At 68.7% G+C, this 16,273-nt stretch carries 14 protein-coding genes; 12 read left to right on the top strand and 2 right to left on the bottom strand.

All coding sequences use genetic code 11. The features are described 5' to 3' along the window. The first annotated feature begins 114 nt into the window (after positions 1 to 114). The 7 genes from B0I29_RS16870 (at position 115) to B0I29_RS16900 (ending at position 8,111) form a co-directional block, all read left to right on the top strand. A complete protein-coding gene (locus B0I29_RS16870; protein WP_111649928.1) occupies positions 115 to 1,227 on the top strand; it encodes a BMP family lipoprotein in 1,113 nt (370 codons plus the stop codon). 71 nt (positions 1,228 to 1,298) lie between these two features. Next, complete coding sequence (locus tag B0I29_RS16875; RefSeq protein WP_260329795.1) at positions 1,299 to 2,870, top strand: ABC transporter ATP-binding protein; 1,572 nt, start codon at positions 1,299 to 1,301, stop codon at positions 2,868 to 2,870. Further along, complete coding sequence (locus B0I29_RS16880; RefSeq protein WP_111649929.1) at positions 2,867 to 4,123, top strand: ABC transporter permease; 1,257 nt, start codon at positions 2,867 to 2,869, stop codon at positions 4,121 to 4,123. Before B0I29_RS16875 ends, B0I29_RS16880 begins: the two co-directional genes overlap by 4 nt. 3 nt (positions 4,124 to 4,126) lie before the next feature. Then, complete coding sequence (locus B0I29_RS16885) at positions 4,127 to 5,395, top strand: ABC transporter permease (RefSeq protein ID WP_111649930.1); 1,269 nt, start codon at positions 4,127 to 4,129, stop codon at positions 5,393 to 5,395. A gap of 41 nt (positions 5,396 to 5,436) precedes the next feature. Continuing rightward, positions 5,437 to 6,150: a cytidine deaminase gene (locus tag B0I29_RS16890; protein WP_111649931.1), complete on the top strand. Its 714-nt coding sequence runs from the start codon at positions 5,437 to 5,439 to the stop codon at positions 6,148 to 6,150. Beyond that, positions 6,147 to 7,424, top strand: a complete 1,278-nt coding sequence (locus B0I29_RS16895) for a thymidine phosphorylase (protein ID WP_111649932.1) — start codon at positions 6,147 to 6,149, stop codon at positions 7,422 to 7,424. The genes B0I29_RS16890 and B0I29_RS16895 overlap by 4 nt, the downstream gene beginning before the upstream one ends. A gap of 6 nt (positions 7,425 to 7,430) precedes the next feature. Further along, positions 7,431 to 8,111 carry a DUF4272 domain-containing protein gene (locus tag B0I29_RS16900; protein ID WP_111649933.1) on the top strand — a complete coding sequence of 227 codons (681 nt, stop codon included), beginning with the start codon at positions 7,431 to 7,433 and terminating at the stop codon, positions 8,109 to 8,111. Between the two features lie 12 nt (positions 8,112 to 8,123). Here B0I29_RS16900 and B0I29_RS16905 read toward each other — a convergent pair whose 3' ends face one another. Then, positions 8,124 to 8,930: a putative RNA methyltransferase gene (locus tag B0I29_RS16905; protein WP_111649934.1), complete on the bottom strand. Its 807-nt coding sequence runs from the start codon at positions 8,928 to 8,930 to the stop codon at positions 8,124 to 8,126. Positions 8,931 to 8,956: 26 nt separating this feature from the next. Between B0I29_RS16905 and B0I29_RS16910 the strand changes: the two genes are divergently transcribed. The 5 genes from B0I29_RS16910 (at position 8,957) to B0I29_RS16930 (ending at position 15,609) form a co-directional block, all read left to right on the top strand. Continuing rightward, on the top strand, positions 8,957 to 10,039 hold the full coding sequence (locus tag B0I29_RS16910) for an adenosine deaminase (protein WP_111649935.1): 1,083 nt from the start codon (positions 8,957 to 8,959) through the stop codon (positions 10,037 to 10,039). Positions 10,040 to 10,521: 482 nt separating this feature from the next. Further along, positions 10,522 to 14,106, top strand: a complete 3,585-nt coding sequence (locus B0I29_RS16915; protein ID WP_111649936.1) for a sensor histidine kinase — start codon at positions 10,522 to 10,524, stop codon at positions 14,104 to 14,106. Continuing rightward, positions 14,103 to 14,507, top strand: coding sequence for a roadblock/LC7 domain-containing protein (locus B0I29_RS16920; RefSeq protein ID WP_014447580.1), 405 nt, complete (start codon positions 14,103 to 14,105; stop codon positions 14,505 to 14,507). Before B0I29_RS16915 ends, B0I29_RS16920 begins: the two co-directional genes overlap by 4 nt. 132 nt (positions 14,508 to 14,639) lie before the next feature. Further along, positions 14,640 to 15,020, top strand: coding sequence for a DUF742 domain-containing protein (locus B0I29_RS16925; RefSeq protein WP_111649969.1), 381 nt, complete (start codon positions 14,640 to 14,642; stop codon positions 15,018 to 15,020). A 1-nt stretch (position 15,021) separates the two neighbouring features. Beyond that, positions 15,022 to 15,609: a GTP-binding protein gene (locus B0I29_RS16930; protein ID WP_111649937.1), complete on the top strand. Its 588-nt coding sequence runs from the start codon at positions 15,022 to 15,024 to the stop codon at positions 15,607 to 15,609. A gap of 352 nt (positions 15,610 to 15,961) precedes the next feature. Here the strand turns inward: B0I29_RS16930 and B0I29_RS16935 are convergent. Next, positions 15,962 to 16,273, bottom strand: a 312-nt coding sequence (locus B0I29_RS16935; protein ID WP_220091330.1) for a hypothetical protein, incomplete at its 5' end; no start/stop codon positions are given.

Below are 16,273 nucleotides of genomic sequence, written 5' to 3' on the forward strand. Positions count from 1 at the left end.
TCCGGGATTGCAACCAGGTAACGGACAACGAACAGTCCGGAACGATCTCCTGACGGGGCGTTTAGCCCCGGCTACGCTGCCGTCCTTAGGTTCACCGAGCGGGTCGGTGCGCACATGAAGAAGGAGGGCGTCTTGCGCCCAGTACGTGGGAAGCGGATCCTGGCGATTCTCGCGGCAGGTGGGCTGACGCTCGCTGCCGCCGCTTGTGGCGACGCACCTGACGAGACCCCGGCCGGCGGCTCCAGCAGCGCCGCGGCCGCCGCCTACAAGGCTTGCATGGTCACCGACACCGGTGGCATCGACGACAAGTCGTTCAACGCTTCCGCCTGGGCCGGCCTGGAGGCCGCCAAGGCCGAGGCCGGCAACGTCGACCCGAAGTACGTGGCGTCCTCCTCCGAGGCCGACTACGAGCCGGGCCTGCGCAGCTTCGTGAGCCAGAAGTGTGACTTCATCCTGGCGGTCGGTGGCCTCATGGGCGACTCCACCACCAAGGTCGCCAAGGAGAGCGCCGACTCGCAGTTCGGCATCGTCGACAGCGGCAGCGGCAACACCAACGTCTTCCCGATGCAGTTCGCCACCCAGCAGGCCGCGTTCCTCGCCGGCTACCTGGCCGCGGGTTACACCAAGTCCGGCAAGGTGGCGACGTACGGCGGTCTGAAGATCCCGCCGGTCACCATCTTCATGGACGGCTTCGCTGACGGCGTGGCGTACCACAACACCGCCAAGGGCACCAAGGTCGAGGTCCTGGGCTGGGACAAGGCGAAGCAGAACGGCACCTTCGCCGAGAGCTTCGTCGACCAGAACAAGGGCAAGAGCATCACCCAGACCCTGGTCTCGCAGGGCGCCGACATCGTCATGCCGGTTGCCGGCGGCACCGGCCTGGGCACCGCCCAGGTCGCCAAGGACTCGGCCGGCAAGACCTCGGTCATCTGGGTCGACCAGGACGGCTGCAAGTCGGCCGAGCAGTACTGCGACGTGTTCCTGACCACCGTTGTCAAGAACATCGAGGACGCGGTCAAGACCGCCGTCGTCACCGGCGCCAAGGGTGAGGCGCTCGCCGCCAGCCCGGGTTACATCGGCACCCTGGAGAACGACGGTGTCGGCATCGCGCCGTACAACCAGTTCGACTCCAAGGTCGACGCCGCCCTCAAGGCGGAGATCGACAAGCTGAAGGCGGACATCATCGCCGGCACCGTGAAGGTTGAGTCGGCCAGCGCCCCGGCCTGATCAACACGTTAGGTAGCATCTCGGCCGCCGCCCAGCCGCGGGTAAACACCTGCGACTGAGCGGCGGCTCTCTTGAAGTCCCTCAGTTGGCCTTACCGAATCCGGGAGATTCCGCTGAAACTCGAACTGCGCGGCATCACCAAGCGCTTCGGCGACCTGGTGGCCAACGACCACATCGACATCACGGTCGAGCCCGGCGAGGTACACGCCCTGCTCGGCGAGAACGGCGCGGGCAAGTCGACGCTGATGAATCAGCTGTACGGCCTGCTCCAGCCGGACGAGGGCCAGATCCTCGTCAACGACGAGCCGCTCGTCTTCCGCAGCCCGCGCGACGCCATCGCGGCCGGCATCGGCATGGTGCATCAGCACTTCATGCTCGTGCCGGTGTTCACCGTGGCGGAGAACATCGCGCTCGGCAGCGAGGAGACCCGGGGCGGCCCGCTCGGCTGGCTGGATCGCCGCCGCTCGCGCCGCGACGTCATCGAGACCTCCGAACGGTACGGCCTTCCGGTCGACCCGGACGCGCTGGTCGAGGACCTGCCGGTCGGAGCGCAGCAGCGCGTCGAGATCGTGAAGGCGCTGACCCGCGACGTCGATCTGCTGATTCTGGACGAGCCGACCGCCGTGCTCACCCCCCAGGAGACGCAAGAGCTTCTCGCCGTGATGCGCTCGCTCACCGCGATGGGCAAGTCGATCGTCTTCATCACCCACAAACTCAAAGAGGTCAAGGCGATCGCCGACCGGATCACCGTGGTCCGCCGCGGAAAGATCGTCGGCACCGCCTCTCCGGACACCAGCGAGGAAGAGCTCGCGGCCCTGATGGTCGGCCGCGCGGTGAGCCTGGAGGTCTCGAAGACCCCGGCGGAACCCGGTCGCAGCGTGCTCAAGCTCTCCGGCCTGGTGGTCGACGACGACCGGGGCGTCCGCGCCGTGGACGGCGTCGACCTGGAAGTCCGGGCCGGCGAGGTCCTGGGCATCGCGGGTGTGCAGGGCAACGGGCAGACCGAGCTGGTCGAGGCCGTGATGGGCCTGCGCGAGCTGCGGGCCGGCACGGTCGAGCTGGACAACGAGAGCCTCGCCACGCTGAGCACCAAGCGGATCCTGCGCGCCGGCGTCGGTTACGTACCCGAGGACCGCAGTCACGACGGTGTGGTCAAGGAGTTCTCCATCGCGGAGAACCTGATCCTCGACATGTACGACCGGCCGCCCTTCGGTAACGCGTTCAAGATCGACCTCGGCAGCGTCGGCACCAATGCCAAGGAGCGGGTCGAGCAGTTCGACATCCGGTGCATGTCGCCGGACAACGCGGTCGGCACGCTCTCCGGCGGCAACCAGCAGAAGGTCGTGGTGGCCCGGGAGATGTCCCGCCCGCTGCGCCTGCTGATCGCCTCGCAACCGACCCGCGGTGTTGACGTCGGCTCGATCGAGTTCATCCACGGCCGGATCATCCACGAGCGTGACCAGGGCACCGCGGTGCTCGTGGTCTCCAGCGAGCTGGACGAGGTGGTCGGCCTGGCCGACCGGATCGCCGTGATGTACCGCGGCCGGGTGCTGGCCATCGTCTCGCCGGACACCCCGCGCGAGGAGCTGGGCCTGCTGATGGCCGGAATCACCGGAAACGCCCGGGAAGAGGAGACCGAGTGACCACCGAAGCGCCGGCCAAGAAGGAAGCCGAGAAGCCGGAAGAGGAGTCCTTCCTCAGCGTCTTCACCCGCAACCTCTGGTCTTCCAACACCGTTACGGTCACGTTCCTCTCGATCGTACTGGCGTTCGTCATCGGTGCGGTCCTGATCGTCGTCTCCGACTCCGAGGTGCTGGAGAAGTTCGCGTACTTCACGGCCCGCCCGGGTGACGCGCTGACCGCGAGCTGGCAGCTGATCAGCACCGCGTACTCCGACCTGCTCAAGGGCGCGTTCGGTGACCCGGAGGCGTTCTCCGCCTGGTTCGCCGGCACCGGCACCTGGCAGGACGCGTTCTCGCCGATCTCCGAGACGCTCACCTACGCGGCGCCGCTGGTCTTCACCGGCCTCTCGGTGGCGCTGGCGTTCCGCGGCGGCCTGTTCAACATCGGCGCGCAGGGCCAGGCGGTCATCGGCTGCATCACGGCCGGCGTCGCCGGCTTCACGTTCGGCCTGCCGATCGTGCTGAACCTGGTGGTGGCGATCGTTGCCGGCGCCATCGGTGGCGCGCTCTGGGGATTCATCCCCGGCATCCTCAAGGCTCGCACCGGCGCGCACGAGGTGATCACCACGATCATGCTCAACTACACGGCCGCGCTCTTCCTGTCCTGGCTGGTGCTGCAGAAGGGCATCCAGGACCCGGAGCGCACCGACGCGATCAGCAAGGCGGTCGCCGAGTCGGCCAAGCTGCCGTCGTTCGGCGGCGTGCTCCGCGTCCACATGGGCATCCTGCTCGCGGTGGCGGTCACGGCCGGTGTGGCCTGGCTGCTGAACCGCTCGTCGTTCGGCTTCGAGCTGCGGGCCGTCGGCGCCAACCAGCACGCGGCAAAGACCGCGGGCATCAGCGTGGCCAAGACGTACGCGCTGCTGATGGCCGTCGCCGGTGGTCTGGCCGGCCTCGGTGGCGCGACCCAGGTCCTCGGTACGGCGTACGCGCTGACCCCCTCGGTCGCCGGCAACATCGGTTTCGACGGCCTGCTGGTCGCCCTGCTCGGCCGCAACAAGCCGTGGGGGACCCTGTGGGCCGCTCTGCTCTTCGGCGCCTTGCGGGCCGGCGGCAACCGGATGCAGTCGTACTCCGGTATTTCGCTCGAACTGGTCACCGTGTTGCAGGCGCTGATCGTCATCTTCATCGCCGCCCCCGCCCTGGTTAAGGCGATCTTCCGACTTCGCGCCACCCGCCTCGTGCGGCCGGGCGCCTCGCTGGCGAAGGGCTGAGACATGTCGACGGCAACAGTGGAGGAGATCGGCGAGGTCACGGCGCCAGAGCCGTTCTGGACCCGGCAGCGCCGCCTCGGCGTCGCTCTCGTCCTGATCGGCGTCCTGGCCGCTGTCCTCTTCGGCTCGCTCGCGCCGAGTGAGGCAGCCCGGTTCACCCTCAGCGAGGACGCCGAGGGCGCGGCGCTGTCGATCAACGGCCAGTTCGGCGCGATCCTCTTCGGCATCGTGACGATCATTACCGGCGGCCTGCTCTTCACCAGCTTCGCCAAGCGTTACCAGAACCTGCTGCTCTCGCTCGGCATCCTCACCTTCGTCCTGTCGTTCCTCTGCTGGCAGGTGGCCGGCAAGTTCCTGCCGCTCGTGGACACCACCAGCGGCACGCTGCAACTGGCGCTCCCGCTGATCCTGGGCGCGCTGGCCGGCGTGCTGGGTGAGCGCTCGGGCGTGGTGAACGTGGCGATCGAGGGCCAGTTCCTGATGGGCGCCTTCGCCGGCGCCCTGGTCGGCACGATGGCGACCAGCGTCTGGGTGGGTCTGATCAGCGCGGCCGTCGGCGGTGTGATCATCGCGGCGATCCTGGCCGTGCTCTCCATCCGGTACCTGGTCGACCAGACCGTGGTCGGCATCGTGCTCAACCTGTTCGCGCTCGGCGTCACCGGCTTCCTCTACGAGCGGCTGATGCAGAACGACGCGAGCAAGTACAACGAGCCGCCGCGGCTGCCCGAGTGGCGGATCCCCGGCCTCGCCGACATCCCGGTGGTCGGCACGGTCCTCTTCGACACCAACCTGCTGGTCTGGGTCGCGCTCGGCCTGGTCGTGCTGATCCACTTCGGTCTCACCCGGACCCGCTGGGGTCTGCGTACCCGCGCGGTCGGCGAGCACCCGACGGCGGCTGACACGGTCGGCATCCGGGTTCGTGGCCTGCGGTACATGAACGTGCTGCTCGGCGGGGTTGTCGCCGGCCTCGGTGGCGCGTACTTCACGCTGGTGGCGACCGGCAGCTTCACCAAGAACATGACGGCCGGCGCCGGCTTCATCGCGCTCGCCGCGCTGATCTTCGGCCGGTTCACGCCGTTCGGCGCCCTGGGCGCGGCGCTCTTCTTCGGCTTCGCACAGAAGCTGGCGACGTACCTGAGCGCGGTCGGCAGCCCGGTTCCCAGTCAGTTCCTGAACATGCTGCCGTACATCGCGACCATCATCGCGGTGGCGGGTCTTGTCGGCCGGGTTCGTGCGCCGGCAGCCGACGGTGTGCCCTACATCAAGAGCTGACCCGTACATCAAGAGCGAAACAGTCAGGCAGAATCAAAATCATGGAAATCGACTGGGCGGGGCTGCGTGCCACCGCCATTGAGACGATGCGTCGCGCATACGTGCCGATTTCCGACTTCCCGGTCGGAGTCGCCGGGCTGGTCGACGACGGCCGGGTGATCGTGGGCTGCAACGTGGAGAACGCTTCCATCGGGATGACCCTGTGCGCCGAGTGCGGTCTGGTCAGCTCGCTGCACGCGAGCGGCGGCGGTCGTCTGGTGGCGATCTCCTGCGTGGACGCCACCGGCGCGCCCCTGATGCCGTGCGGCCGCTGCCGTCAGCTGCTCTGGGAGCACGGCGGCCCGGAACTGCTGGTCGAGGCGCTGCCCCGGCCGCTGCGGATGACCGAGCTGCTGCCGCACGCGTTCGGTTACGAGGACATGGAACGCGTCACCGGCGGTGCCGGTGGCGCGGAGGTCCCGCCCGAGCTGGCGAAATGGCGGGGCCGTGGCTCGGTCTTCGTCCACCCGGACATCTCCGGTGGCGAGACGATCTGGACCGCGTACTGGGAACGTTCGTCAGGTGAGCCCGGCAGCGCCGAGGAAAAGGGCATCCTGGAGGAGGGCCCGAACTACCCGGCCGCGTCCGCCGCGGTGGCGTGGGGCCTCGTGCGTACCCCAAGGGTTGTGGTTGTGGACGCCGAAGGCGGCCTGTCCTGGGCCGGCGAGGGTGAGACGCCGGAGGGCATCGCCCAGCGGTGGGAGGAAAAATCATGAGTGGGTTCGCAGCTGTCGACGTGATCCGGGCCAAGCGGGACGGGCACCAGCTGAGCGACGCTCAGATCGACTGGGTCGTCGACGCGTACACCAAGGGTGTCGTCGCGGACGAGCAGATGTCGGCCCTGGCCATGGCGATCCTGCTGCGCGGCATGACGCCGCGTGAGATCGCCCGGTGGACCGCCGCGATGATCGCCAGCGGTGAGCGCCTGGACCTCTCCTCGGTCTCCCGGCCGACCGCCGACAAGCACTCCACCGGCGGCGTCGGCGACAAGATCACGCTGCCGCTGACCCCGCTGGTCGCGGCGTGCGGGGTGGCCGTTCCGCAGCTCTCCGGCCGTGGCCTCGGGCACACCGGCGGCACGCTGGACAAGCTGGAGTCGATCTCCGGCTGGCAGGCCCGGCTCTCCAACGACGCCTTCAAGAAGCAGCTCCAGGACATCGGCGCGGTCATCTGCGCGGCCGGTGACGGCCTGGCGCCGGCCGACCGCAAGCTCTACGCGCTGCGCGACGTGACCGGCACGGTCGAGGCCATTCCGCTGATCGCCAGCTCGATCATGAGCAAGAAGATCGCGGAGGGCACCGGCGCGCTGGTGCTGGACGTGAAGGTCGGCTCCGGCGCCTTCATGAAGGACCTGGAGATGGCCCGTGAGCTGGCCCGCACCATGGTCCAGCTCGGCAAGGACAGCGGAGTGACCACGGTCGCTCTGCTCACCGACATGAACACGCCGCTCGGCCTGGCGGTCGGTAACGCCAACGAGGTCGCCGAGTCGGTCGAGGTGCTCGCCGGCGGCGGCCCGGCCGATGTGGTCGAACTCACTCTGGCCCTTGCCCGGGAGATGCTCGAAGCGGCCGGCGTGGACGCCGACCCGGAAAAGGCGCTGGCGTCCGGCGCGGCGATGGACACCTGGCGGGCGATGATCCGCGCACAGGGCGGCGACCCGGACGCCGCACTGCCCACCGCGGCGCACACCGAGGTGCTGCGGGCGACCGAGGACGGCGTGGTCACCTCGCTGGACGCGTACGGGATCGGCATCGCGGCCTGGCGTCTCGGCGCCGGGCGGGCCCGTAAGGAGGACCCGGTCAGCTTCGGTGCGGGCATCCAGCTCAAGGTGCGTCCCGGCGACCGCGTCAAGGCCGGTGACGTGCTGCTGGAGCTGCGCGCGGACGACGAGTCCCGGATTCCGGTGGCGCGTGACGAGGCCGCCGAGGCGATCCGGATCGGCTCCGAGCCGCCCACCTCTCCCGGGCTGCTCCTCGACCGCATAGCCTGACCGACCATGACGAAGGCCGCCCCCGATCCCCGCGCGGTCCGCGAAGCCAGCCTCGACGAGCTCGCGCGACTGGGCCTGCCCCTGCCGCCGCTGGCGTTCCCACTGGTCTGGGAGCCCGGCGACACGGTCGAGCTGCGCCCGGTCGCCGAGATCGAGGCTCGGGCCGCGGTGCTGCACGTCGTCGTCGCGCGCTGTTTCGGCATGCCCACCGAAGCGGCGATGAGCTGGTTGCTCGGCTCCCACCTGGTCGACCTCGTCACCCCGCCGGAGTGGCAGTTCGTGATCGGGGCGAAAGGCGACCATCGCTCGTTCGTGCTGCATCACGACGCCGTCTTCGCGCTGGCCTGGCTGCTCGGGCTGAGCCGGCACCTGGATCCGACAGTCCCGCCGGACGACGGCCTGATGACACAGATGCCGGACCTGCCGTCCGGTGAGACGTTCGGCCGGTGGCGTTCACGTTCGCTGGTCGCCGCCCGGGACGCGGCCGAGGCTGCCGTGCTGCTGGATCTCTACTACTGCCTGGACTGGGCGTTCCAGGAGTCCGAGCAGGCCGGCCGGATCCTGCCCGGCGAGGTGGACAGCAACGCGATCGGTCAGCGGCGGTGGGCGCTGGAGTGGGCGGTCACCTTCACCGGGCCGTACCACGAGGCACCGCCGGAATGGGAAGAAGTCGATCTCTCCGTGTGAGAACTCGCACCCTTAGTGCGTACCCATGAAGGGTCGGTAGACCGTGAGGTCGACGCCTGCGGTGACCCGGGTGGGTTCGAAGGTCGTGAGATCGACGTGGCGGGCGCTCGGCGTCATCCCGATCAGGGTGCGCACCTCGGTCGCGGACAGCGTCAGCTCGCGGCGGCAGGTGGTCGTCGAGACCTGCTCGAAGTGCTCGCCGAGGCTGTTCGTCACGCGGGCGGCCTTGTCCGGATCGACGTGGATCAGGCCGTGCGCGGCGATCAACTCGGCCAGATGGTCGGCGGCCGGGGTGACCACCAGCAGCACACCGTCCGGACGGATCACCCGGTGGAACTCGGGTCCGTTGCGCGGCGCGAAGACATCCAGGATCACCGCTGCCGAACCGTCCGCGACCGGCAGCGGGCGCCACAGGTCGGCCAGCACCGCGCCGGCGCGCTCGTGTGCCCGCGCAGCCCGGCGCAGAGCCGCCTTGGAGACGTCGAGGCCCAATCCGATCGCGGCCGGAGAGGCGTCCAGGAACCGGGCCAGATAGTCGCCGGTCCCGGTTCCGGCATCAAGAACCAACCCTTCGGTACGGTGTTCGGCCAGCGCGTCGGCAATGAATCCGTAGTGCCCGGCGGCCAGGAAAGCGGCCCGGTCGGCCACCATTTCGGCGGTGTCTCCGGTGTGCGGGAGCCGTCCGGCGCTCAGGTCCGCGTACCCCTGCTTCGCCATGTCGAAGCTGTGCCCGCGCGCGCAGCGCAGCGCCCGCTCGTGACGGGCGAGTGGCTCCCGGCACACCGGGCATCGCAGATACGGAATTGCTCCGTCGATCATCGGGCGCTTCCCTCTAGGCTCTTCTGATGGCTGGCATCACACACTCGGACATCGTCAAGGCACCGAAGGTTCTGCTCCACGATCACCTGGACGGCGGATTACGGCCGGCCACCATCGTCGAGCTCGCCGCAGCAGTCGGCCACGAACTGCCCGCTCAAGATCCGGAACGGCTCGGCGCGTGGTTCGTCGCGGCGGCCGACTCCGGTTCGCTGGAACGGTACCTGGAGACCTTCGCCCACACCGTCGCGGTCATGCAGACCGTGGAAGGCCTGCATCGGGTTGCCAAGGAGTGCGCGCTCGACCTGGCCGCCGACGGCGTCGTCTACGCGGAGATCCGGTACGCCCCGGAACAGCACCTGGAGCGCGGCCTCACCCTCGACGAGGTGGTCGACGCCGTGCACGCCGGGTTCCGCGAGGGCTGCGCCGAGGCCGCGGCGCTCGGCAGCCCGATTCGGATCGGCACCCTGCTGACCGCGATGCGGCACGCGGCCCGCTCGCAGGAGATCGCCGAGCTGGCGGTCCGTTACCGGGACACCGGGGTGGTCGGTTTCGACATCGCCGGCGCGGAGGCGGGCTTCCCGCCCACCCGGCACCTGGACGCCTTCGAATACCTGCAGCGGGAGAACTTCCACTTCACCATCCACGCGGGCGAAGCCTTCGGCCTGCCGTCGATCTGGGAAGCGATCCAGTGGTGCGGCGCCGACCGGCTGGGTCACGGCGTGCGGATCGTGGACGACATCACCACGGCCGCGCCCGAGCCGCCGGTGCTCGGCCGGCTGGCCGCGTACGTGCGGGACAAGCGGATCCCGCTGGAGCTCTGCCCGTCGTCGAACGTGCAGACCGGCGCCGCGGCGTCGATCGCCGAGCACCCGATCAAGCTGCTGCACGATCTGCGGTTCCGGGTCACGGTCAACACCGACAACCGGTTGATGAGCGGGACATCGATGACGCGGGAGATGACTCTGCTCGCCGAGTCGTTCGGCTGGGGCTGGGCGGAGCTTCAGTGGCTCACCATCAACGCGATGAAGTCGGCGTTCATCCCGTACGACGAGCGACTGGTGCTGATCAATGAGGTGATCAAGCCGGCGTACGCGAAGTTGCTCGGCTGAAACCGGGGCCCGGCGGTACCCACCGCCGGGCAAGTCCGGCTTTTCGCCCTTTTCTCGGAAACGGACGAACGTACGTCAAAAGAAATCGACGGTCAGGCTTACGCCGTCCGCCGTTCGGCTAGACTGCCGCCTGCAAACACGGCAGAATCCGGCATCTCGCCTTGCCGTTCGCGGTGAAGCGAGTCATCGTCACTTCTGTTGCGATCGACTACGATCGGGACCCGGTCGGCCTGCGCCCCACCCCCCAATGCAGCCGGCCGTGTGAGTGACCTTGAGAGATAGGCAGCTCTACACCCAGTGATATTGGACCGGCGATGTCCAACTCCCAAGTTGCAACATCGCGTCACACAACCGGTCCGTGTCCGCCTGCCCTTTCTCTTTGACACTTGTCGTGATGGAATCTCGGGGGCCCGACCCGGCGAGTCGGTCGTGCGTGGTGCCGGCGAGCCGAATGCCGGGGCCCGAATCAGGAGGACGGTGACGTGAGCAAGCGCCCCAATGCGGCGAACGGCGTCATGTCGCGTCTGCGTCGACCGGCTGGTCGACTGCGAGACCTACCGATCTGGTCGAAACTCGGCCTGATCATGCTGGTGCCCACGGTGGCGACGATCATCGTCGGCGTCCAAGGCCTCGTGGACCACATCGATGAGGCGAGCAACGCTGAGCGTGCTCGAACCCTCTCGGTGCTGTCCGAGGCTGCTGGTGGTCTTGTCGACCACCTTCAGTCCGAGCGGACCTACGGCATCATGGTGGCGCTCGCCAAGGACGCTCGTAACAACCAGGCCGCTGCCGCGGCCGTCGAGCTCTACAACGGTGAACACGACTCGGTGGACACCGCCAAGACGCCATACGTTCAGCAGAAGGGCGCTCTGGAGGATGTCCCGGCCAACGTCGGCACCCTCCTGCTGCGCCTCGACAACAACCTCGAGGACCTTCCGGCGTTCCGCAGCAAGGTGGCGAACGGCCAGGTGGACGAGAGTGACGTCAAGGAGGCGTACAACCGCCTCATCGACGACCTCCTCCAGGTCCGTGACTCGTCGGCGCAGCTTGCCAGCGACCCCAGCCTGAGCGATCACCTGCGCGCGGTGGCCGCGGTTGCCGAGGCGAAGGACTACATCGCCCAGCAGCGGTTCATCGGTCACGAGATCCTCGACAAGGGCTCGCTGGACAACGGTCTGCGTCAGGCGTTCCTGAGTACCCAGACCGGTTACCAGCTCGCGATCAAGACTCTGCAGGCCACCGGCACCGACGGTGAGAAGCAGCTCTTCGACAACACGGTTAGTGGTCTCAAGGCTCAGGCCGCGACGAACCTGACCACCCCGCTGATGGCGCTGCAGGGCACCAACATCGGGAACATCCCCTTCAACGCCGCCTCGTGGGAGGAGGCGATGCAGGGTTACAACGAGCTGTTCCGTCAGGTCGAGATCGAGTTCGACAAGGACATCGTGGCCAGCGCGACCGATCTGCGCGACGACACGAACCAGCGAGTCTTCCTCGAGACCAGCCTGCTGCTCGCCCTGCTTCTGCTCGGCATCCTGTTCGCCTGGCTGGTCGCCCGCTCGATGGCGCGCTCGCTGCGTGAACTGCGTCAGGGCGCCCTCGCGGTCGCTCAGTTCGGCCTGCCGCACGCGGTGAGCCGGCTGCGTGACCCGGCGCTCTCCGCGTCGCTCACACCGGCGCAGGTCGCCGACCAGATCGCCGAGCCGCTGCCGGTTCGCAGCCGTGACGAGTTCGGCCAGGTGACCGAGGCGTTCAACGCGGTTCACCTTGAGGCTGTGCGTACCGCTGCCGAGCAGGCCGCGCTGCGTGCCTCGGTTGCGACGATGTTCGTCAACCTCGCCCGCCGCTCCCAGATCCTGGTCGACCGGCTCATCGGTCACCTGGACCGCCTGGAGCGCGGCGAGGAGGACCCGGACCGGCTGGCCGAGCTCTTCCAGCTCGACCACCTCGCCACCCGAATGCGCCGTAACGACGAAAACCTTCTGGTTCTCGCCGGCGCGGACTCCACTCGTGTGCAGCGGGAGCCGGCCGCTCTGATCGACGTGCTGCGTGCCGCGCAGTCCGAGGTCGAGCACTACACCCGCATCGAGTTCGGCATGATCGACCGGGACATCGAGGTGGCGGCGCACGCCGTCAACGACATGGTCCACCTGGTCGCCGAGCTCTTCGACAACGCGACCGCGTTCTCCCCGCCGAACTCGAACGTCGTGGTCGAGGCGCGCAAGCTCGGTGAGAACTCCGTTCTGACCGTCGAGGACCACGGCATCGGCATCAGCCGGGAGCAGCTGCGCGACCTCAACGAGCGTCTCGCGAACCCGCCCACGGTGGACGTCGCGGTCTCCCGGATGATGGGCCTCGTCGTGGTCGCCCGGCTGGCCAACCGCCACGCCGTCCGCGTCGAGCTCCGTCCCGCCGACCGCGAGCGCGGCACCGTGGCCGAGGTCGGCCTGCCCGCCTCGGTCCTGGCCGCGACAGCGTCCGCCCGGGTGCAGTCGGTCACCGGCTTCGACTCCGGCCCGCCTCCGGCGATGCCGTCCTTCGGTGAGCCCCTCGCGCTGGAAAGCGGCCGTGGCGGCTACAACGGTGGTGGCGGTGGCTTCAACGGTGGTGGTGGCGGCGGGTTCAACGGCGGCGGTGGCCGTCCGTTCGAGCCGGCCAACGGCACGAACGGTTCCGTTCCCGCCTGGTCCGACCTGACCGGCGCCGCGCCCACCGGGTTCGGTGGCCTCAACGGCAACGGCAACGGTGGATCAGCCAACGGCAACGGTTTCGCCAACGGCTTCCACGGCCCGCGCAGCAACGAGGTCATCCCGCCGCTGCCGTCCGGTCCGCAGGGCTTCGCCGGGCTCGACGAGCTCGCGCAGCGCCGCAACACGGACTTCACCCGTCCCGAGGTCGAGCACAACGGCTTCGGTGCGGCCATCCCGCGTCAGCTGCCGGCCAACCCGGAAAACCTGAGCCGTGGACCGGTCATGCCGCCGGTCTCCGCGCCTCCGGTTCCCCCGGTCTCGGCTCCTCCGATGCCTGCCGGTCCGTCGTACGCGGCGCCGATCAGCGCGCCTCCGGCTGAGCCGATCTCGGCAGCTCCGTACTCGGCACCGCCGGTCGCTCCCTTCTCCGCGGCGCCGCCGGCCTGGCCGCCGGTCGCGGCTGACCGGGAGCACCCCGCTACTCCGCACGTGCCGGAAAATCTGGCTGCCGCGCTCGACATGACGGCCGAGATTCCGCGTTACCGCCCGGAGAACTTCGAGCCGCAGCCGCAGGTGGCCCGGCCGACAAACCCGCAGATGGCTCCGATGCCGTCCTCGGCGCCGCCGGCCCCCGTGGCCGACGACGCGTCCGCTGTCGCGGCCCGTGCCGGGCACGAGGCGGCTGCCGCACAGGCCGCGGAGGCTCAGGCCACCGCAGCCGCGCAGATCGCGGCGGCGCACTCCTCAGCGCGTCAGCGCGAGGGTGCGGTCCCGTTCGCGGACGAGACCATGGAGTTGCCGATCTTCCGGGAGCTCGAGTCGGCGTGGTTCACCACGGCCCACCCGAACGAGATGCCCCCGGCTCAGGCGGCAAAGCCCGTGTCCTCCGGTCCGGCCCCTGGCGACGAGTCGGTCGTTCTTACCCGCCGGATCCCCACTGGTGAGCCGACCCGCACGGCCGGTGTGCCGCAGCAGGCTGTCTCACCCGAGTCGCGTGATTTCGACACGGCCTCGGTCGGCGCATCCGCGGCGGCCGGCGGCTCCTACAGCAACGGGAACGGCGCTCCGGCGTCCAACCCGTGGCAGACCGCAGCCGATGAAGGCTGGCAGGCCGCCCGTGCGGCGGCTGAGGCTCCGGTCGACATCACCACCACGGCGGGCCTTCCCAAGCGCACGCCGATGGCGCAACTCGTCCCCGGCGGTGTTGACCGGGGCGGTAACTCCGTCCAGCGCCGTACGCCCGAGGGGGTCCGCGGTCTGCTGTCCGCGTACCACCGGGGTGTGGCGCGCGGTCGCACCAAGGAACAATCGACCAACCTGGAGGAGACTCCGGGAGGGCAGCAGCCCTCGCAGGCTGGCAAGGAGCATGAGGCATGACATCTACGCAGGATCTCGGTTGGCTCCTGGCCAACTTCGCCGACCGCGTTCCCGGGGTTGCGCACGCGATCGCGGTCTCCGCCGACGGCCTGCTCCTGGCGGCCTCACGGGACCTTCCGCGGGACCGTGCCGACCAGCTGGCGGCCATCGCGTCCGGTCTGGTATCCCTCACCCAGGGTGCCGCACGTTGCTTCGAGGGTGGCGCCGTTCTCCAGACGGTCGTCGAGATGGACAATGGATTCCTGTTCCTGATGTCCATCTCTGACGGTTCGTCGTTCGCGGTTCTCGCGGCGCGCAGCTGTGATGTCGGACAGGTGGGCTACGAAATGGCTCTCCTGGTCGACCGGGTCGGTGAGGCTTTGACTCCCGCGCCGCGTTCCGCGGCCGGGGTGCTGGGCTGAGACGGACAGTGAGCCGGCGTCAATCGCATGTTTGTCCTCGGTTTTCTACCGCGGGTAAGCTCAGTCGGCTACTGGTAAAAACCTTGACAACTAATACACTTCGAGGGGCCGAGGGAGGGGTTGACGGTGACTATGCCCGAACGCGATGAGCCGACTGGAGCACTGGTCAGGCCGTACGCCGTAACCCGTGGTCGGACCCGGCCGAAGCTTGAGATAGCGCTGGAAGCGCTGGTCGAGACAACCGTGCGTGGCCGTTCAGGAATGATGCGCGGCGGGCAGGGTGGAAGCGAGCATCAGTACATCGCGCAGATGTGTGACGGCGGGCGCGTTCAATCGCTCGCTGAGATCGCCGCACGCATGCAACTGCCGCTCGGTGTGGCTCGAGTGATCGTCGCGGACATGGCCTCGGATGGCCTGCTCGCGGTCTACGAGCCCACCTCGCTGGAAGACGAGACCGACGCGGTAGGCACGGAACTGCTGGAAAGGGTGCTGAGTGGACTTCGCAGGCTCTGACATGTCGCAACGTCCCGCTGCGGGACGCGTGACATCGGCGAAGATTGTCATCGCCGGTGGCTTCGGCGTTGGCAAGACGACGCTGGTGGGGTCGGTCTCGGAGATCACCCCACTGACCACCGAGGCGATCATGACTTCGGCCGGTGTGGGTGTCGATGACAACCGGCAGGTGCCGGGCAAGATGACCACTACCGTGGCTATGGACTTCGGCCGGATCAGCATCGACCGGGACCTGATCCTCTACCTGTTCGGAACGCCTGGCCAGACTCGGTTCTGGTTCATGTGGGACGAGCTGGTTCGGGGTGCCATCGGTGCGGTCGTGATGGTGGACACGCGTCGGCTCGCCGACTGCTTTGCCGCCATCGACTTCTTCGAGCACCGACGCCTCCCGTACCTGATCGCAATAAACTGCTTCGATGGCATGCAGTACCACAACGCGCAGGACGTGCGAGACGCTCTGGCGATCTCAAGCGACGTGCCCGTGGTGAGCTGCGACGCCCGTAACCGCGAGTCGACGAAGAACGTGCTGATCTCCCTGGTGGAGTACGTTCTGACCATGCGTCGTACGCGCGCGGTGGCGCCCGCCTGACAGACGGTTGAAGCCCCGCTCCGGTCGCCGGAGCGGGGCTTTCGCCTACCCGAGATCAGGTTGGTCGCGGAGTCTGCCGGTCGCTCAGAGTGTTCGGTTGCCAGGCGGGGCGGGTACGAGGCCAGGCCGTTGCGCCGCTCAGGCTAGGCGCGTGGTGCCGGCCGTAACGCGGCCGAGGATGGCAAGGCAAGCCGGTGTCGCGCTGCGGCGCGGCCGGGGCGGGTGCGCTGCCGGGCCGCCGGTTGGATGAGCGGGAACCGAGCCGTAGCTCCGGCACGTAATAGGCCCGGCATTCCATTTCTGAGCTACGGCCGGGCGACGTCAGCCGTAGTTGAGACATGTTCTGACCCGGTCATTCCACGCCTGCGCTACGGCTCGCGGGTGCGATCACGCTGATGGCGAGGCCGTCGCCAAGAATCAGCCCGAGCCCGAGCCCGAGCCCGAGCCCGAGCCCGAGCCCGAGCCCGAGCCCGAGCCCGAGCCCGAGCCCGAGCCCGAGCCCGAGCCCGAGCCCGAGCCCGAGCCCGAGCCCGAGCCCGAGCCGTCTGGTCCGGTCCGGTCCGAGTCGTCTAGGTTCTGTCCCGCGGATCATGCCCATCGGGGACTGCGCGTAGCCAGTCGAGTAGTTCGACCAGGTCGAGGGTGGCGCGATAGTTGACGCCGA

The organism is Actinoplanes lutulentus, assembly GCF_003259845.1.
In the GTDB taxonomy this organism is placed as follows: domain Bacteria; phylum Actinomycetota; class Actinomycetes; order Mycobacteriales; family Micromonosporaceae; genus Actinoplanes; species Actinoplanes lutulentus.